The sequence below is a fragment of the Halobacillus sp. BAB-2008 genome (assembly GCF_000328325.1).
Taxonomy (GTDB): Bacteria; Bacillota; Bacilli; order Bacillales; family Halobacillaceae; genus Halobacillus.
Genome location: NZ_ANPF01000021.1, coordinates 53,769 through 71,391 on the forward strand (window position 1 = coordinate 53,769; position 17,623 = coordinate 71,391).

At 45.9% G+C, this 17,623-nt stretch carries 20 protein-coding genes; 11 read left to right on the top strand and 9 right to left on the bottom strand.

What is annotated here, in order from left to right; translation table 11 throughout:
• Window positions 1–116: 116 nt before the first annotated feature.
• Window positions 117–1,664 (top strand): GNAT family N-acetyltransferase, encoded by a 1,548-nt coding sequence (locus D479_RS05715; protein WP_008634622.1) that lies wholly within the window; start codon window positions 117–119, stop codon window positions 1,662–1,664.
• A gap of 41 nt (window positions 1,665–1,705) precedes the next feature.
• Here D479_RS05715 and D479_RS05720 read toward each other — a convergent pair whose 3' ends face one another.
• Window positions 1,706–1,939, bottom strand: coding sequence for a YhdB family protein (locus tag D479_RS05720; protein WP_008634626.1), 234 nt, complete (start codon window positions 1,937–1,939; stop codon window positions 1,706–1,708).
• Between the two features lie 186 nt (window positions 1,940–2,125).
• Between D479_RS05720 and D479_RS05725 the strand changes: the two genes are divergently transcribed.
• From D479_RS05725 to D479_RS05750, 6 genes are all read left to right on the top strand, one after another.
• Window positions 2,126–2,593 (top strand): hypothetical protein, encoded by a 468-nt coding sequence (locus D479_RS05725; protein WP_008634628.1) that lies wholly within the window; start codon window positions 2,126–2,128, stop codon window positions 2,591–2,593.
• Window positions 2,594–2,705: 112 nt separating this feature from the next.
• Window positions 2,706–3,251: a YhcN/YlaJ family sporulation lipoprotein gene (locus D479_RS05730; RefSeq protein WP_008634629.1), complete on the top strand. Its 546-nt coding sequence runs from the start codon at window positions 2,706–2,708 to the stop codon at window positions 3,249–3,251.
• A 224-nt stretch (window positions 3,252–3,475) separates the two neighbouring features.
• Window positions 3,476–4,885 carry a SpoVR family protein gene (locus D479_RS05735; protein ID WP_008634638.1) on the top strand — a complete coding sequence of 470 codons (1,410 nt, stop codon included), beginning with the start codon at window positions 3,476–3,478 and terminating at the stop codon, window positions 4,883–4,885.
• 198 nt (window positions 4,886–5,083) lie between these two features.
• Complete coding sequence (locus D479_RS05740) at window positions 5,084–5,620, top strand: hypothetical protein (protein ID WP_008634641.1); 537 nt, start codon at window positions 5,084–5,086, stop codon at window positions 5,618–5,620.
• A gap of 169 nt (window positions 5,621–5,789) precedes the next feature.
• Complete coding sequence (gene dat / locus D479_RS05745) at window positions 5,790–6,680, top strand: D-amino-acid transaminase (RefSeq protein WP_008634643.1); 891 nt, start codon at window positions 5,790–5,792, stop codon at window positions 6,678–6,680.
• 113 nt (window positions 6,681–6,793) lie between these two features.
• A complete protein-coding gene (locus D479_RS05750; RefSeq protein WP_235601453.1) occupies window positions 6,794–7,240 on the top strand; it encodes a hypothetical protein in 447 nt (148 codons plus the stop codon).
• A 25-nt stretch (window positions 7,241–7,265) separates the two neighbouring features.
• Here the strand turns inward: D479_RS05750 and D479_RS05755 are convergent, their stop codons facing one another.
• Window positions 7,266–7,901 carry a membrane protein gene (locus tag D479_RS05755; RefSeq protein ID WP_008634660.1) on the bottom strand — a complete coding sequence of 212 codons (636 nt, stop codon included), beginning with the start codon at window positions 7,899–7,901 and terminating at the stop codon, window positions 7,266–7,268.
• Between the two features lie 133 nt (window positions 7,902–8,034).
• On the opposite strand from D479_RS05755, the gene D479_RS05760 reads away from it, so the two are divergent.
• On the top strand, window positions 8,035–8,784 hold the full coding sequence (locus D479_RS05760) for a (S)-benzoin forming benzil reductase (protein ID WP_008634662.1): 750 nt from the start codon (window positions 8,035–8,037) through the stop codon (window positions 8,782–8,784).
• 37 nt (window positions 8,785–8,821) lie between these two features.
• Here the strand turns inward: D479_RS05760 and D479_RS05765 are convergent, their stop codons facing one another.
• The 3 genes from D479_RS05765 to D479_RS05775 form a co-directional block, all read right to left on the bottom strand.
• On the bottom strand, window positions 8,822–9,799 hold the full coding sequence (locus tag D479_RS05765) for a S66 peptidase family protein (RefSeq protein ID WP_008634664.1): 978 nt from the start codon (window positions 9,797–9,799) through the stop codon (window positions 8,822–8,824).
• A 117-nt stretch (window positions 9,800–9,916) separates the two neighbouring features.
• On the bottom strand, window positions 9,917–10,456 hold the full coding sequence (locus D479_RS05770) for a dihydrofolate reductase family protein (protein ID WP_008634666.1): 540 nt from the start codon (window positions 10,454–10,456) through the stop codon (window positions 9,917–9,919).
• 94 nt (window positions 10,457–10,550) lie between these two features.
• Window positions 10,551–11,420, bottom strand: a complete 870-nt coding sequence (locus tag D479_RS05775) for a DMT family transporter (protein WP_008634668.1) — start codon at window positions 11,418–11,420, stop codon at window positions 10,551–10,553.
• Between the two features lie 129 nt (window positions 11,421–11,549).
• Between D479_RS05775 and D479_RS05780 the strand changes: the two genes are divergently transcribed.
• Together D479_RS05780 and D479_RS05785 are read left to right on the top strand one after the other, a co-directional pair.
• Window positions 11,550–11,846, top strand: coding sequence for a hypothetical protein (locus D479_RS05780; RefSeq protein ID WP_008634674.1), 297 nt, complete (start codon window positions 11,550–11,552; stop codon window positions 11,844–11,846).
• Window positions 11,847–11,870: 24 nt separating this feature from the next.
• Entirely contained in the window at window positions 11,871–12,437 is a 567-nt protein-coding gene (locus D479_RS05785; protein WP_008634676.1) for a GNAT family protein, read from the top strand.
• Between the two features lie 29 nt (window positions 12,438–12,466).
• On the opposite strand, the gene D479_RS05790 is transcribed toward D479_RS05785, so the two are convergent.
• A complete protein-coding gene (locus D479_RS05790; RefSeq protein WP_026578318.1) occupies window positions 12,467–13,939 on the bottom strand; it encodes a SulP family inorganic anion transporter in 1,473 nt (490 codons plus the stop codon).
• 241 nt (window positions 13,940–14,180) lie between these two features.
• Here D479_RS05790 and D479_RS05795 point away from each other — a divergent pair, with 241 nt between their 5' ends.
• Entirely contained in the window at window positions 14,181–14,600 is a 420-nt protein-coding gene (locus D479_RS05795; protein WP_008634680.1) for a universal stress protein, read from the top strand.
• A gap of 53 nt (window positions 14,601–14,653) precedes the next feature.
• Here D479_RS05795 and D479_RS05800 read toward each other — a convergent pair whose 3' ends face one another.
• The 3 genes from D479_RS05800 to D479_RS05810 form a co-directional block, all read right to left on the bottom strand.
• The gene (locus tag D479_RS05800) at window positions 14,654–16,291 is read right to left on the bottom strand and encodes an ABC transporter permease (protein WP_008634681.1); all 1,638 of its coding nucleotides are present in this window, start codon (window positions 16,289–16,291) and stop codon (window positions 14,654–14,656) included.
• Window positions 16,284–17,006, bottom strand: coding sequence for an ABC transporter ATP-binding protein (locus D479_RS05805; RefSeq protein ID WP_008634682.1), 723 nt, complete (start codon window positions 17,004–17,006; stop codon window positions 16,284–16,286). Before D479_RS05805 ends, D479_RS05800 begins: the two co-directional genes overlap by 8 nt.
• 66 nt (window positions 17,007–17,072) lie before the next feature.
• The gene (locus D479_RS05810; RefSeq protein WP_008634692.1) at window positions 17,073–17,576 is read right to left on the bottom strand and encodes a GNAT family N-acetyltransferase; all 504 of its coding nucleotides are present in this window, start codon (window positions 17,574–17,576) and stop codon (window positions 17,073–17,075) included.
• Window positions 17,577–17,623: the final 47 nt, after the last annotated feature.

The following is a 17,623-nucleotide window of genomic DNA, read 5'->3' on the forward strand; positions in this document are numbered from 1 at the left end:
CGGTTCAATTCAATGGTTTCATTTATTTATCTTCCACGCTTCCAGACTAGACAGGGGTTATGTCTGTTGAGTACGATTAAGTGGAAAAGAGATCGATTAGAAAGGGACGATATACGATGTCGAAGGAGTTAGACCTGACCCAATACGAGAAGAAAATTATCGTAAGAACGATGCAGGAAAAAGATATAGAGCAGATTTTTGAATTGCAGCAGGTGTGTTTCCCAGGGATGGATCCGTGGAAGCGGGAGCATTTGGAAAGCCATTTGAAGCATTTTCCTGAAGGACAGTTTGTCGTCGAATACGAGGGGAAAATCATCGGGAGCTGTTCCAGTCTTATTGTCAATTTCGATGAATATGACGATAAACATACGTGGGATGATATTACGGATGAAGGGTATATCACCAATCACGACCCTGATGGGTATAACTTATATGGAATTGAAGTAATGGTCCATCCGGAGTACCGTGGGATGAAAATCGGCCGCAGACTTTATGAGGCACGTAAAGATTTGGCCAGAGAGCTCAACTTGAAAAGTATTATTATCGGAGGGAGAATTCCGAATTATCACCAGTATGAAAATGAGCTGAGTCCGAGAGAGTACGTAGAAGAAGTAAGGAATCAGAACATTTACGACCCGGTCCTCACTTTCCAGGTGATGAATGGTTTTACGGTTATGCGGATCAATCCTGACTACCTTCCGGATGACAGAGCTTCCATGAAATATGCGACGTTGATGGAATGGAACAATATTGATTACCGTGCCAGAACAAAACGTTATTTCAAGACAAGTCACCCGGTTCGGATCATGGTCATTCAATACATGATGAAAAATATTGATTCCTTCGAGGAGTTCGCTAAGCAATGTGAATATTACGTTGATGTTGCAGCGGATTACGGCTCGGATTTCGCCGTATTTCCAGAGATATTCACGACACAGTTGATGTCATTCCTGGAAGAAAAGGTGCCTTCCAAAGCTGTCCGCAAACTGAGTGAATTCACGGAAGATTATATTGAAATGTTCACCGACTTGGCGGTGAAATACAATGTTAATATTATCGGCGGCTCGCATTTCGTCGAAGAAGATGAACAGATCTACAATATATCGTACCTGTTCCGCAGGGATGGAACGATTGAAAAGCAGTATAAAATTCACGTAACGCCGAATGAACGGACGTGGTGGGGTATCCAGCCGGGAGATGCCATCAAGGTGTTCGATACCGATTGTGGAAAGATTGCCATTCAGATCTGTTACGACATCCAATTTCCTGAATTGGCGCGTTATGCCGTTGATCAGGGTGCGAACATTATTTTTGTTCCATTTTGTACGGATGACCGCCAGGGATATTTACGAGTCCGTTACTGTGCGCAGGCACGTGCCGTTGAGAATCAGGTTTACACCGTCATTGCAGGGACAGTCGGAAACTTGACGCAGGTGGAGAACATGGATATTCAATATGCCCAGTCTGGTATCTTCACACCATCAGATTTTGAATTTGCACGTGATGGCATTATCGGGGAATGTAACGCCAATGTAGAGACGGTTGTCGTCGGTGATGTTGATTTAGAGATTCTGCGTCGACAGCGCAAGTCGGGGACGGTCCGTCAGCTTCGGGATCGCAGGCGCGACCTGTTCCGATTGGAGTATAATGTGGAAACAGAATAAGGTAAGAAGAAAGCTCTCCGGATTTCTCCGGAGAGCTTTCTTTATATGGTGAAACTCGGCTCCAGCGTCTTCGTCTGGGCGTGGTCGATATAACTCAATAACGCTTCATGGGCTTCGAGCATTTCACTTTGATCACTCGGGTAATAACAGGAATGCAGGAATGATTCGATCTTTTTTGATAAGAACTGGTCTCGTGTGCGGACCATCAAAACAAGTAAGTCATCCCATTGTCCCCAAATCATGAAGTGAAGTGCTTTGTCATAATCGTAATTCATGATGGACACATCCTCTGTTTAATGAAGCTTACGATTATTATCTCCTGTCCGGGAGTGTTAACTCGAGTGAGTTCGTCACATTTATGGGAATGCCGACACATTGTTACGTATTTCTTCCGCAAAATAAAGCGAAATTTGTTATGATGGAGTGGAAAAGTTTTGCTGTGATGGGGGAGAGTCGGGTAAATGAATAAACGAGTAATGCTGTACATAAACACAGGAATCACCGCTTTATTCGTCATCAGTCTGTTCATAAGTTTTGCAACGATGGAAGCGGAAGGAACGCACCAGACATGGGTGACGATTACGGAATGTGTTGGAGGTGCTTCCATACTATTGGCAGGTATTTCTTTGGTTTACTTAAAAGATGAGCACCGTTTCGTGCCATTATCTATATTGTATTTTTTTGCCCCATGGCTTTTGTATGCACTCGGGCATGAGATCGGTTTCGATGCATCGACACCTTACGTATGGGCCTGGTTTATCGGTTTGTACCTTCTGTTGATTGCGGGCTTCATCCTGATCCGCATGTTTTATTTTAAAATGCACGGTGTTTATCAATTAATTCCGGCAGTCCTTCTATTTGTGAACGGAATCCTGTTGGTTTACCTTCTTTTTCTTCAACTATGGTGGCTGCTGCCATTCGGTTCTTAAGCCGACCCCCGGTCTTCTTCGGAAGGCCGGGTTTTTTTGCCTCTGTTTGCTGTCGCATATTTAGAAGGTACCCACACATACTACCCATAAATCCATGGAAGGAGGTAGACGCATGAAAATAAAAGCACTTGCTATCGGACTGTTGGCAGCAACGTCGCTTGTAGCCTGTCAAGCAGAACAGGAAGCGAGAGATAACGATGCCAATTATGACGGTGTTCAGAACACAAGGTTTGAACGCTCCGCCGACAATATGTATGAAGAAGGTAACAATGCCAATCAGTATGACAATGACCGCGGAATGCAGCATAATACGAATTACCATGTAGCTAAAGATGCAGCAAACCGTATCGAGAAAAATGTCAAAGGCGTCAAGAATGTTTATGTGTTGAAAACACGTGACAATGCCTATGTAGCGGCAGAGCTTGATAATCCAACCGGAGACAAGAACGAAGTTTCCGATGAAATGGAGAAGCAGATCAAAAAAGCGGTGAAGGATTCGGACCAGGATATTAACAATGTCTATATTTCCACGAATCCGGACTTCGTTGATTTGACGAACAACTATGTACAGGATGTAGAAAACGGACAACCTGTACGTGGTTTCTTCCGTGAATTCGGAGAAATGGTTGACCGGGTTTTCCCGGACCAACGCTCGTAAGGAAAAGCCCAATGCCCTTCGTGGGTCTTGGGCTTTCTTTTTTTGGATAGGGGCGGGTCCTCTAAATTTTCACTGCAGTCTGAAAGAGCAGGATATACTCCTGTACATAGTAACTTAAAACAGATAGAAGGATGCGTGTCGATGTTCTAACTTGGCTCATTCCTTCATGTTCACGGTCCCCCTTTCATATAGTTAAGTAAGCGAAATTGAAGGAGGGGGCATCTTTGAAGCCAGATGACCAAAAAAAACTGGAATATGCCATCAGGGAAATAACAGAGATTGCTAAAGGTTTCGGACTGGATTTCTATCCGATGCGGTATGAGGTCTGTCCTGATGATATCATTTATACATTCGGCGCATACGGCATGCCGACGCGATTCTCTCATTGGAGCTTTGGTAAGCAGTACTATAAAATGAAGCTTCAGTATGATTTAGGACTGAGTAAAATATATGAACTTGTCATTAATTCGAATCCCTGCTACGCGTTTCTGCTCAATTCCAACAGCCTGATCCAGAACAAGTTGATTGTTGCCCACGTTCTTGCACACTGTGACTTCTTCAAAAATAACGCCAGGTTTCAGAATACGAAGAGGGATATGGTCGAGAGCATGGCGGCAACGGCCGAAAGGATTGCTGCATACGACCGATTATATGGTAAGGAAGAAGTGGAATCTTTCCTGGATGCTGTTCTGGCTATACAGGAACATATCGATCCTTCGCTCGTAAGGCCGAAACTCGCCTGGTCTTTGGATGAAGAGGAAAGTGAAGAGAAGGCCCCGCGTACGGTTTACGATGATCTGTGGAAAATGGATGAATCTTCCTCTGAAGAGCAGCCAGCCTTCCGTAAGAAAAAGAAGTTTCCGCCTCGTCCAGAAAAGGACTTGCTGTTGTTTATTGAACAATACAGCAGGGATCTCGAGGACTGGCAGCGGGATATTCTGACGATGATGCGTGAAGAAATGCTCTATTTCTGGCCTCAACTGGAAACGAAAATTATGAACGAAGGGTGGGCGTCCTTCTGGCATGCCCGTATTATCAGAGAAATGGACCTGACAAGTGACGAAGCGATTGAATTCGCCAAGTTGAATGCCAGTGTTGTCCAACCGTCGAAGACACAGTTGAACCCTTATTACCTCGGACTGAAAATTTTTGAAGACATAGAAGAGCGTTATAATAATCCGACAGCAGAAATGAGGAAACACGGTATTGAGCCCGGAAGCGGTCGAGAAAAAATGTACGAAGTACGGGAGATCGAGTCCGATCAGAGCTTCATCCGGAACTATTTAACGAAGGAATTGGTGCGTCAGGAGGATTTATATCTTTTTCAAAAGCAGGGACAGAAATATAAAATAACCGATAAAGATCATGAATCGGTAAGAGATCAGCTCGTAACGATGCGTGTCAATGGAGGGTTTCCTTATCTTACCGTCCAGGACGGTGATTATATGAAGAGCGGCGAGTTATATATTAAGCATCATTTTGAAGAGGTGGAGCTTGATGTTGGGTACTTGGAGAAGACGCTCCCATACATTCATCAGCTCTGGGGCCGCCCTGTCCATATGGAAACACTCATAGAAGGACGGGACGTCGTGTTCAGCTATGGAGGAAAAAAGATTCAAAAGAAATACTTGTAAGTACCGGACGGCCCTGTGAAAGGGCCGTCGTTTTTTTACATAAGAGACTTCCAAACGACAGCATCTGATCCGACGCTTGGGGAAAGCGGGTTCAAGGAGGAGGATGCCGTCGGATTTTCACGTTCAACGATCGCTCTATCAGAAGGGTTTCTCTGCTATAATGGCGGTAAACGTTACCATTCGGGGGAGGCGTGGAATATGAAACGTGTTCGTTTGGCGATTGCAGGTCTCGTTGTCCTTCTGATCATCTGCTGTTTCTTTTATTTCGATAATCGTAAGTTAAATCAATTGGCTGGTGATGAGTTGTATCCTATGGCAGGCGAACCTACACAGCATCCACAGCCGCTGACAGCGTCGTCGGTAGATATAGGGAATACGGGAATCCACGTAACGAGACTGTACAGTACCAATGCTTCTAAAGGGCTTTTTATGGGCATCTGGTATGGAAAGGGTAATAATAAAATGAATGCTGGTGAAAACGACTGGCTGATGGAAGACGGGGAAATCGATTTTCTTGTACAGGCCGTGGATACGAATGGAACAACCTTCAACGGTGAAATGAATGGTGTGATCCGAGGCACTTTCTCCACATTCCGGTATGTGAAGTTCGATAATTTCCATTATGATGATGAACTGGAGTCCATCACCCTCGCTTTCTACCCATTGATGGAAGGGGAGGAAGGAAAGGAGCCCTATCCCCATGCGTGGCTGGAAACATCGATTCCGGTAGAGTGACGAGCAAGGAATGGCTTCCTCCTGCATAGGTTAGTTTAAGACGGAGGACGGAGACGGACTGGTATCGGAAATGCTGTTTGTGCAAATATTTCGTAAATAATGCCCCTAACTTCTCTGTTTTCTGATACACTATTCGTTAATCGATATTAGGAGTGGAGGATGCTTATTCATGACGATCTATGACCATGTTTTGACAGAAGGCGGCTTTGTTGACCAGAACGATCTGCGTTACCCGTTTGAGGAACGGGGACTCCAATTCGGAGACGGCATCTACGAAGTCATCCGGGTTTACAACGGGACCAGTTATTTAATTCAGGAACATGTCGAGAGGCTGTACCGCTCAGCGGCGGCTGTTAAGATCAATGTTCCTTTTTCCAAAGAAGACATGTACCACAAGATGGAAGAGCTGCTTCATAAGAACGGGATCGACGGGGATGCCAAAATCTATCTTCAGATCACACGCGGATCTGCTCCACGCGACCACGTCTTTCCTTTAAATACAAATGCGAATCTTTATGCTTATGTGAAAGATCTTCCGCGTCCGGAGGCACTCCTTCGTGAGGGTGTATCAGCTGTAACACAGGAGGACGTAAGGTGGGATTGGTGCTACATTAAGAGCCTCAACCTGCTTCCGAACGTCCTTGCCAAGCAGGCGGCAAAAGAACAAAACTGTTACGAAGCCATTCTCCATAAACAGGGGGAAGTGACCGAGTGCAGTTCATCGAATATCTATTTGGTAAAAGACGGGAGCGTGTACACGCATCCGGCTAAGAAGAACATCCTTCATGGGTGTGTACGTATGCGAGTAGAGGCATTCTGCAGTGAGGAGGGCGTTTCTTTCATCGAGCAGGCGTTCCAGGTGGAAGACATATGGAATGCGGATGAAGTATTTCTTTCCAGCAGTACCTCAGAGGTGATGCCTGTCATCCAGGTTGATGGAAAACAGGTAGGGAACGGTGTGCCCGGGACCGTTACACGTACGCTTCAGAAGAAATATGAAGAAGATGCAAAGCTTTCTGCAGACGCATCTCTATTCTCCAGCGAAGTCGCAGCAGAATAGAAGTGGAACCCGCCCGGCATGAACCGGGCGGGTTTTTCGTGTGCGCTGGTTTCACGGGGCTCCCTTTCTTTTTCTATGGTATGCTATAATGCTTAATGAAATCTTCGGAGGGAGTGAGCGATTTGGCAGACGTCAAAATCGAAATGACGAAAGAACAATATGAAACGCTTGTGGAAGCGGTATTTCTTGGAACATGGATGGTTAACTCAACGAAGATGGAACTGGACGAAGCGTTTGAAGATGTTCGGGAACTTGTTCTATCTAAATATAAAGAAGCCGGATTAGAAGACCGTATCGTTTATCAGGATGCCATGGATATACATGACCTCGATGTGGATTATGAGTCTAAGCTGCTTGATACGCATGTGGAGGATTATGATGAATTCAGTTTCTGGGACAAGCTTGTGGAGAAGCTTACTGAAAAGGAATGGACAGAGAAGTATGGACCGATGGAAGGTTCTATGAATGAAGAGCAAATGATGAAGCGTCTGGAGATCGAGGAGAAGATCGGGCAGAAGCTTGAAGAAACTGGAGTAACGAAGCTTTCTTTTGATAAGTAACGGACAAAAAGCGTGAGGCAAGGCGTCACGCTTTTTGTTTCTCTTTTTTATTTGATTTCGTCCACATGCCCGCAACAGGTCGTGCGAGCGGGAAGGACCATTGAATAAACGGCCCGAGCAGGATGGCAACAAGTAATGTTCCGATACCGACCGGCGCTCCTAACAGGAAGCCGATCAAAGCCATTCCCGATTCGGTAAATATCCGGACGGTACTCTTTGATTGATTGGTCCTTTCATTCATAATCATCATGAAGTGATCGAGGGGGATTCTTGGGAATGGTGTACGCAGATAAAAAGCGATTCCGACAGCGGTGGCGATCAAACCGAGCGAGAAGGTCCCCCATTGGCTCCACCATGCTTCCAATTCAACGTCGGCAAGCATCCCGTAAAGAAAGATATCGAGCGTGCGGCCGCGTATAATGATTGGAATCAGCGATTCATATTGCGGCCGCTTTTTCTCCAGTTTGGCATTAATGAGAAGTAGTATGATGAATGCCGCAATCATGACGCTCCCGACAGTCACAGGCAGGTGCATCGATAAACCTACTGCGATACTGTCCCCGGGACCGACACCAAGACCCGAACGGATAATCAATGCCAGGCCGAGACTGGAAACGATCAGCCCTGCTGCATAGATGATAAACAATAAAAAGTATTTCATGGTCGTCTCCTTTGGCAAGATTCAAATGGACTGCGTATATCATATCGCTACCGGTGGGGGATGTAAAGCGATGCTGTATGGAGTGGTTTCGTCCTATAACGGGAACAGAAAAAAGAAAAGGAGGAGAAGATGAATGAACTATGCAATTATTACCGGTGCTTCACGTGGTCTCGGAGAAGCGATAGCCGAGCAGTTGATGGATCAACAGGTATCTATACTTTCCTTATCTCGAACTTCTAATGAAGCGTTGAAACAGAGAGCAAAGGAGAAAGGGGTCTCTTTTTACCACGTTGCCTGTGATTTAAGTGAAGCAGAAGATACAGAAAGAGCGGTGGCGCGTGCATCCGAAATTGTCTTCCGACCGGATACGGATTACATCTACCTTGTAAATAATGCCGGTGTCGTAGAACCCATCGAGACGGTAGGTCAGTTGGACCCTGATTCGGTTTCCAAGCATATTCGAATAAACGTAACGGCACCGATGGTCCTCACTAATCATTTTTTGAAGGAAGCTAACAGCCGCAGCATACAGATGGGAATCATCAATATTACTTCCGGAGCGGCAGAGAAAACGATTCATGGTTGGAGTGTGTACAGCAGTTCGAAAGCAGCACTGAATAAGTTTACAGAGACACTGGCACTTGAGCAGAAAGATCGTACGCATACCATTATTTCCTTTAGTCCAGGCGTCATGGATACGGAGATGCAGGACGATATCCGCTCATCATCCAAGGATGCTTTTGCTGATGTAGAAAAATTTAAAAAGCTGAAGGAAGAAGGCGGGCTGAGGTCACCGGAAGAGGTGGCCGCTGTCCTGATGAAACTGCTTGGGGATAAAAGTATAGAAAATGGTAAAGTATATCGGCTTTACGATTTAATTTAAAACGAAATCCGCCCTTTGGAGGGCGGATTTCGTTTTATTAATGCTTTAGAATTTCAATGCACGGGCTCTCATTGGAAGTGGAGATCCGTACACGTCCGCCGATTGGGAAGGTGAACATAGGCGTCGTATGACCGAAGCTTGCTCCGGCAATAATCGGTATGTGGTCGAGTTCCCGTTTGGAGCGGATGATGGCTTTAAGCTGTTCGTCTGTGATGTCTGAAACTTCCTGAAACTTTCCGAATACGATCCCCTGCACTTTATCAAAACCTGGTTGATGGAGCAGGGACTGCAAATCCCGATCGAATGTCCCTGCGTTCGTGAGTTTGTCATCTTCCAGAAATAAAACCGTGCCTTCCAGTGACGGCATATACTCTGTTCCTTGGAGGAGGTTGAGCGTGCAGAGATTTCCCCCCAGGGATATCCCTTCTGCTTCGCCTTCATTCAGAACGATACAGCCCGGATTCGGATGAAACGTTCTGTCTTCCTGATTTATGTACCATAAATCATCGCTCCAATGATCAGCAGGTGTGATGCTGATGGGTTTATCTGATGTCATCATATCAATGAAATGCTTGAAGGTGTATGCCGTCCCGCTTTTCATTCCGAACGTTGAAAAGTGGGGACCATTGTAGGTGACAAGACCTGTCTGTTTATAAATACTGCTGGAAAGAGCCGTAATATCAGAGTATCCGCAAAAAATCTTCGGATTTCTACCGATCAACTCATAATCGATGTAGCGGAGCAGCTGATTGCTGTCATAGCCGCCGAGAGTCGTCCACACTGCTTTCACTGCCGGGTCGAGAAACGCTTCGTGCAGGTCCGATATGCGATGTTCAATAGGATTCGAGTGCAGAGATCTGTGCTCATCTGCATAAGTGCTGAAGGTCACGATAAATCCTGCGTCGTTCATCCGTTGTACAGCTAACTGCTTTTGATCCTCCGCTACAATAGCCAGCGATTCGGCAGGGGAAATCACACGTATTTCATCCCCTTGCTTCAATTTTTCAGGAAACATAGTCCAAGCCCTCTCTTTCTTTTGAAATTACTCAACTATATCAAATAGGGAAGAAAGAGTCTAGATAAATTTGGAAAATGGATCGAATAGAAGAGTGCAGCCGTAAAGAAGATGCGCCTACTTCTCCGTGGCAGTATTTCTGCGCGCATAGGTGACAAGCAGCATACCATCAGGATAGTGCTTCACGTCTTTGGTCATCAACTCTTCTTCGTGCTCATTATCGAGAAACAGTCGAATGCCTCTGCCAATTAACGTCGGCTGGATGGCTATTTGGAATTCGTCGATCAAGCCTGCACCAATGAAGTGGTGAATCAACTGGGCGCCACCGACCACCCATATGTTGCGGTCCTGCTCCTTCGACATAATTTGAATGAAAGGAACAATCTGCTCTGGTTCTAAATACGTCGCAAAATGATCATGACCTTGTCTGTGATCGCTGACCACATAAACATCCTTTGACTTGTAAGGGAACTCATCCGTCAATTCGAAAATATGGTCATACGTTTTCCGACCGAGAATGATGGTATCGATCGTTTGGAGAAACGCTTCATATCCGTAATCTTCATCGGTATCACTCCAGAGCCAGTCAATGCTCCCGTCCTCTCTTGCAATATATCCATCCAACGACTGGGCGATGTAAAGGATCACTTTTCCCATATCAGGTCCTCCTTCTTAATCGTACTTCAGACTAATCATAAAGAAAAAAGAGGCGAAAGAAAAGAAGCGCCCATTCACATGGACGCTTTCTTCTTCAGGCTTGTTCTGTTTTCTTTGCTTCTTTATTATTACGCAGGAACATGTACAGAGAAGCACCGAAGATGACGACATAGCCGATCACACTCAGAATATCAGGTATTTGTCCGAAGAGCAGAATGCTGATAAGGGCCGAGTACACCACTGTTGAATAGAAGAAAATAGAGATTTCTCTTGCTGGTGCGAACTTGTAAGCAATAGTCAGTCCGAACTGTCCGAGGGTAGCAAATAACCCGGCAGAGAGCAGGTAAACCCATTGTTTAACCGTCATCGGCTCATAGAACGCGATGGTAAACGGCAGAAGAATGACGGTGGTGAAGAAAGAGAAATAGAAAACGATCGTGTAGAATTTTTCTCTGTCTCCAAGCACACGAAGCAGCGTATAGGCACCTGCCGCAAATACTGCCGACAGCACCCCGGAGACATAGGGAATGAACTCTACCGAAAACTGTGGCTTAATAATAAACAAGGTTCCTACGAATGCGATAATAACAGCAATGATCTGATAAAGACGAGCTTTCTCTTTCAAGAAAATCGCTGAAAAAATGATCAGAAGAAAGGGACTCAATTTATTAAGCATGTCCGCATCCGAAAGGACCAGATGATCGATCGCATAAAAGTAAAGAACGATACCGATTGCTCCTAAGGTGGATCGGGAAAGCAGAAGCACCTGGTTCTCCTTCTTGCCAAAGAGCCGCTCTTTATTGTAAAGAACGAAACCGAATGCGATGACGGCAGAAACCAGATTACGGAATAATGTCTTTTGAACGGTGGGCACATCTCCTGACAGCTTGACAAATGCAGCCATCATGGAAAAGCCGAATGCTGATATCAATAATAGGATGATTCCTTTGTTTCGATTACTCATGATGGGTGACCTCCTGTTGTTCTTAGGATATACAAAAAAACACCTTTTCCATCCTAATACAAATTTCCTGCGAAGAAAAGGGAGAACACTCAAGCCCTGTTCTTTAGAAAAGAATGAGGTATACTAAAAGTGAATAAGGAAAGGACGGTTCTTATGATTTGTTCCCATCCGGTTTATTGGAAAGAGCGGAAGATCGAGAATAACAGACAAGTTTATATAGAGCATGAAGCGGTGCTCGAGCTGTTCGAAGACAGAGTCCAGGCTCCTGATGAACAATTCACCATGGATCAAATCCACGATGTTTCCTATAGAGGATTGTCGGAGACGTATGGTTTCTTCTATTTACACACGATTAAGGGTGTGCGGACGTTTATCGTCAAAGAGACGCCCCTGCACTGGATCGAGGCATTCCGGACGTGCAGGTGACACGAGTGATAGGAAGGGATATATGTGCGATCGGTAATAGAGAGTAAACGAATATATTTCAGAGAAGTGGAAGAGGGGGACTGGCCGGCCTTCTACCCGTTTGCTTCCAATGAAGAAGCGGTTCGCTATCAGCCGTGGGGGCCTAATACTCCGGAGGACTGCCAGTTTTTCGTCCGCCAGGTAATGTATGATCGGCAGCAAAGGCATCGCAGTCGCTTCGTTTTCGTTATTGTGAGCAGGCAGGATGGTGCGATTCTCGGTAATATGGAATTGAATATAAGGGACTGGGATGGTGTCGGGGAAATAGGGTTCATCATTAATCCTGATTATTGGGGAAAAGGGTACGCCACGGAGGCCGTACACCTTATCTTGGATTATAGTTTCGGTCTATGCGGCTTGCATCGAATTGCAGCGGTTTCCTGTCCGGAAAATAAGGCATCCATCCGAGTTCTGGAAAAAGCGAAGATGGTTAGAGAAGGCCTCTTGAGGAAGGATCTTTTTATTAAGGGGAAATGGATGGATTCTTGTGTTTACAGTATGTTAAAGGAAGAGTGGGAACAAGGAAAAAGAAGCGCAGAGCCTGCGAATTAGGCTTCCTGCGCTTCTTTGTTTACTTATGATTAATGATTAGACGCCGATGCGCCGGGTTTGTCGTACACAGCAAGGCGTTCTACGAGTTTGGAACTGTCCTTGTTAAGTCCGACAACGGAAACGTCTTTTTCATGTTCTCTGAATTTGATGACAAGCTTGTCAACGGCTCCGACTGCGGAATCATCCCACAGATGGGCGTTTGTAAAGTCTATTTCTACGTGATCCGCATCGACGGTGTAGTCGAATTGCTTAATTAAGTTCTCGGTGGAAGCAAAGAACACCTGTCCGCTGACACGGTACACGATTTTCTGTGCCCCCTCATCCAAGGAACGTTCGACATGTACTTTAGATATTTTAGCAGCGAAGAAAATCGCGCTCAAAAGTACACCCGCAAGGACGCCGCGTGATAAATCGTGCGTCATGACGACAGTACCGACTGTAATGACCATCACGGCTGTATCGGTAATCGGTGCCTTATGAAATTTAGTTAAGGAAGACCAGTCGAAGGTTCCGACCGAAACCATGATCATAACACCTACGAGCACAGCCATCGGTATTTGTACAAGCAGATCGTTAAATACGATGATCAGCAGCATCATGAAGATGCCGGCAACTAAAGTAGACAATCGTCCACGTCCGCCGGAAGAGACGTTGATGACAGATTGGCCAATCATCGCACAACCGGCCATACCACCGAAAAGGCCGGAGACAACGTTAGCGACCCCTTGGCCGCGAGCTTCTTTGTTCTTATCGCTTTCCGTGTCTGTCATATCGTCAACGATTTGAGCAGTAAGCAGGGACTCTAGCAACCCGACGAAGGCTAAAGCCAGGGAAATCGGAAAGATGATCTGTAATGTCTCAAACGTCAACGGAATGTCAGGCAGTAGGAAAACGGGGAGGGTACTGGACAATTCCCCCATGTCTCCTACCGTTTTAAGTCCTGTCCCTGTTGTAATGGCGATGATTGTCATCACGATGATGGCAACGAGCGGGGACGGCACAGCTTTTGTGAACCTGGGCAGAATATAGATGATAGCCAGTGAACCTGCAACCATCGCATACATCGCCAACCCTGCTCCTTCAAAGTGAACGAGCTGAGAGGAGAAAATAAGGATGGCCAGTGCATTCACAAATCCGACCATGACGGAGCGCGGAATAAAGCGCATGAACCGGCCGATTTTCAGAACACCAAGCAGAAACTGCAGGATACCTGTCAGAATTGTGGCGGCAAGCAGATACTCGAGTCCGTAATCTTTGACCAGAGTAACCATCAAAACAGCCATCGCACCTGTAGCAGCGGATATCATCCCGGGACGTCCGCCGATGAATGCGATGACGACAGCGATACAGAAGGAAGCGTACAAACCTACCATGGGGTCGACTCCAGCTATGATAGAGAATGCGATTGCCTCAGGGATGAGCGCCATAGCGACGACCAAGCCTGAGAGCACATCGTTTTTTACGTTTCCAAACCATTGTTGTTTAATTGTAAGAGTGTTCAATCGTGCACCTCTTTCCTTGTTATTTGAACTGTCCATGACAGTCCTTCATTCCGGCAAGAACGATGAGATTATAACACTTATTCCAGATGAAACATAATGCGATGTAAGCGTGAAAATCCTGTTCATGCGCTTATATTCTTATCTTTACTCTTTTATTCTCTGTTTTTCGCAATTCGGATAGTGGGGTGAATATACGTGGAAACAATCATGGTAGAATAAGGATAAGAAGGGGGGAGGAACCATGTTCGCGAAGATATTAGTTGCTGCTGACGGATCCAAGCACTCGTTCCGGGCTGCAGAAAAAGCGGGGGAGCTTGCAGCAATGCAGGAAGATGCGGAGGTGACCGTTCTTTACGTAGTGGATAAAGAGAAAGCGAAGTCGGATGTGTTAAATGCTGGTGACAAGGAGACAATCGATCAAAGGAGAAAGGAAAGGCTTCAACCTGTGGAAGCTATTTATAAGGAAAAAGAGGTCCCTTTTCAAACGGTCATCTGTCATGGGGACCCTGGTCCGACTATCGTAACCTACGCTAACACGGAAGCCTTCGACCTCCTTGTTATCGGGAGCCGGGGATTGAATACTTTGCAGGAAATGGTGCTGGGAAGTGTGAGCCATAAAGTAGCGAAGCGTGCCGACTGCCCTGTCATGATCGTCAAATGAAGAGAAAGGCTGTTTCAGTAATAAAAGGCATGGGGAGTCCCCATGCCTTTTGATCAGCTGATTTTATGATACTTCTCTCTGACCATTTTATTTAATAGGAGATGGCCGAGGGTGATTAAGAGTAATAGGAAAGCAAGTACGATTCCGGTAGTCATCCAAAGTCCTTCCAGGCTGCTGTGCCACAGGAAGAAGATGAACAATCCGAATAGGACTGCTTCGACAGCGAGAGGTACAATCGTAATGAACCGGCCCTTGAATACTTCCCGTTCATCTGTCCAATTCAATTTCGGACTGTACAGGTCGATCAGCATTCCCCCGATGCCGGCAAGCCAGCTCATAGCCAGGGAAAGAAGGAACCAGATCCCCCAGATAAGCAGTGGAACTTTGAGTACGATCAGCGCCCCGGCACTGATAATGACCAACGTGAGCAGGTTCATCGTAAAGGAAGTCCACAGCTTACTGAAGATGACAAGCTTTGGCTGGATGGGTAAGTATAAATGATTAAACCAGCTCTTCCCGTCCCGGGAGATAGAAGAAAAGGAAGCTGGATTAACTCCAAGAGCAATGACAGCTACACCAAATGTCCCCAGTATGGCTTTTTTACCGGGAATATCAGCTAACTGTTGGCCGAAGCCGGCCATCGGACCATTCATATCCATTAGAAGGATGACGATCAAAAACACAGGAAAGAACAGGCTCTGCACGAAAATCTGTGTAAAGAACGTCGGTGTCCGAAAGATGACCCGCATCTCTTTCTGCCATAAACGAAGAAGAAGTGGACGTCTTTGCAGGCTTTTATCAAAATCTTCGGATTGGAAAGTGCTGCGTCTTCCGCCGGATAGTCCAAGCACCCCGCGGAAGTAAAGTTTCTGACCTATGGAAGCGAATAGAATAACAGCGGCGATCGCCAAGGCAATCATCAGCAGCAGGTAAAGGATCCCTCCCACACTGGCAGGTTCTGTAAGGGCGATACTGCTGAAATAAGCAGTCGGAACGAATTTCGTTACCATTTCCAGAAGGCCGTTCTGCTCAAGGAGCAGAGCAGCTATGTCGCTGTTTGTCCCACCATCCATACGGATAAGGACATTGATACCGATAGCAAATACAAAACCAAGCATTCCGACGATGATTTTCGTGCGGTCTTTGTTCTTAGAAATATTAGCGAAACGCATGATGAACATGACCAGTATCGACGTCACGACGAACGGAATGATCGGTGTAATCACCCACATGATGATGGAAAAAAAGTAATAAAGCACGCCGGCTCCGCTGTTCAACCCGTAAAAGATTAACGAAGGCAGCAGCAAAGCTGTATTTAATAAGTATAAAGAAAGAAAAGGGACAGCCGATTTCCCAAACAGGATTTGATATGGCTGTAAAGGAAGAGGAATAAAGGATTCAACGTCTTCCGCAAAATAAAATGAACTCAGAACCGTCCCAATGCTTAAGAAAAAGAACAAAATCGTCATCAACACAAATAAAAGTCCGAGAATAAGATTTTCCATACCGAGCGGCTCAAAGGCGGTGTACATATTGCCTATGATACCGTTGAGAAAATAAAGGATCATTAATCCGAAGGGGATGAGTGCAATAACGAGAAAACCGTAGCCCAGCTTTTCACTATTGCTCTTCCCCTGCATGGAGAGCTGCATTTTCAACATGGCTTTCGTCAGGATCCATGCTTTATTCATTTTCCGTCAACTCCAGGAACAGCCTTTCCAGGTTGTCATCTTCTTTGAACTGCTGCCGCATTTCCGTCATATTGCCTTGGAACTGGACATGGCCGTTATGTATAATAGCTACCTCATCACAAAGCTGCTCCACCACTTCTAAGACGTGTGTCGAGAAGAAGACGATCTTCCCTCTGGCGGCATGGTCACGCATCAGCTCTTTCAATGTATAAGCGGACTTTGGATCGAGTCCTGTCAAAGGTTCATCCAGAATCCACACATCCGGGTCGTGCAGCAGCACGCCGGTGACGACTATTTTCTGCTTCATCCCATGAGAGTAGGTTTGAATATGGTCATTCAGTGCATCATAAATACCAAAGCTTTTTGTAAGTTCATCGATTCTCCGGCGTCGTAAATCCTCTGGAACCTCGAAAATATCGGCAATGAAGTTTAAGTATTCGATTCCTTTCAGGCGGAGAAATATATCAGAGCGGTCCGGAACATATCCGAAGAGGCGCTTCGCTTTCATTGGATCTTTTGATATATCAACCCCGTTCAGGGTAATGCTCCCATCATCGATCGGAAGAATACCTGTCATCATTTTAATAGTCGTCGATTTGCCGGCGCCGTTTGGTCCTAAAAATCCGAAGATCTTCCCGTCAGGAATGGAGAGGTCCAGTTCCCGGACCGCCTGTTTGCCGGCGAAGCTCTTGGATATCCGGTTGATTTCTATCATATTTATCTACTCCTTTTATCAACAAGTTCTCACTACATGTACGGTCGAGGGCCGGGAAACGTTTCATTATGTAAGGAAGCACTCCATATGCTCTTCATCAAGGTACCGTTTCTCCAGTTTGACCGCATGTTTCTCCGTACCGTATGTCTTGAATCCAACCTTGGCGTAAAGTCTTTTTGCTGCTTTGTTTTCTGTGACGACGGAAAGGTGAAGCAGTTCGATGCGGATGGCTTTGGCGAATTGCATCACTTCGTTCATCAGCATTTCCCCACCGCCCGATCCGCGGATGGAAGGTGTGACATACATGGCTACGATATTTGCTTTATGTAAGTACTTTGGATGCGTTTCTTTGACAAGGGTGACAACTCCGGACAGTTTTCCGTCTGAAAAAAGTCCGAATGTCCTGGAAAGATCGTTGTCCAGTCTATCTGCCGTTGTTGGAATAGGGTCCGGTCGCTGTTTCTCCTGGGCGTATGTGGTGAGGAAAGCGTCCGGGTTTGTCAGCAGTGCTTCGAGTCGGAGTTCATAATAGTCCGCTGCATCTTTCCCGTTCAGTTCTCTAACTTGCATCGAATTCCCCCTTAGTAGTGGTTCCTAGACTAGCGGAAAACTATGGT

What these genes read in the sequence shown, in the direction of transcription:
- D479_RS05715 (WP_008634622.1), top strand. Translation starts at nt 117, where the DNA reads ATGTCGAAGGAGTTAGACCTGACCCAATACGAGAAGAAAATTATCGTA.
- D479_RS05720 (WP_008634626.1), bottom strand. Translation starts at nt 1,939, where the DNA reads ATGAATTACGATTATGACAAAGCACTTCACTTCATGATTTGGGGACAA.
- D479_RS05725 (WP_008634628.1), top strand. Translation starts at nt 2,126, where the DNA reads ATGAATAAACGAGTAATGCTGTACATAAACACAGGAATCACCGCTTTA.
- D479_RS05730 (WP_008634629.1), top strand. Translation starts at nt 2,706, where the DNA reads ATGAAAATAAAAGCACTTGCTATCGGACTGTTGGCAGCAACGTCGCTT.
- D479_RS05740 (WP_008634641.1), top strand. Translation starts at nt 5,084, where the DNA reads ATGAAACGTGTTCGTTTGGCGATTGCAGGTCTCGTTGTCCTTCTGATC.
- dat (WP_008634643.1), top strand. Translation starts at nt 5,790, where the DNA reads ATGACGATCTATGACCATGTTTTGACAGAAGGCGGCTTTGTTGACCAG.
- D479_RS05755 (WP_008634660.1), bottom strand. Translation starts at nt 7,901, where the DNA reads ATGAAATACTTTTTATTGTTTATCATCTATGCAGCAGGGCTGATCGTT.
- D479_RS05760 (WP_008634662.1), top strand. Translation starts at nt 8,035, where the DNA reads ATGAACTATGCAATTATTACCGGTGCTTCACGTGGTCTCGGAGAAGCG.
- D479_RS05765 (WP_008634664.1), bottom strand. Translation starts at nt 9,799, where the DNA reads ATGTTTCCTGAAAAATTGAAGCAAGGGGATGAAATACGTGTGATTTCC.
- D479_RS05770 (WP_008634666.1), bottom strand. Translation starts at nt 10,456, where the DNA reads ATGGGAAAAGTGATCCTTTACATCGCCCAGTCGTTGGATGGATATATT.
- D479_RS05775 (WP_008634668.1), bottom strand. Translation starts at nt 11,420, where the DNA reads ATGAGTAATCGAAACAAAGGAATCATCCTATTATTGATATCAGCATTC.
- D479_RS05795 (WP_008634680.1), top strand. Translation starts at nt 14,181, where the DNA reads ATGTTCGCGAAGATATTAGTTGCTGCTGACGGATCCAAGCACTCGTTC.
- D479_RS05800 (WP_008634681.1), bottom strand. Translation starts at nt 16,291, where the DNA reads ATGAATAAAGCATGGATCCTGACGAAAGCCATGTTGAAAATGCAGCTC.
- D479_RS05805 (WP_008634682.1), bottom strand. Translation starts at nt 17,006, where the DNA reads ATGATAGAAATCAACCGGATATCCAAGAGCTTCGCCGGCAAACAGGCG.
- D479_RS05810 (WP_008634692.1), bottom strand. Translation starts at nt 17,576, where the DNA reads ATGCAAGTTAGAGAACTGAACGGGAAAGATGCAGCGGACTATTATGAA.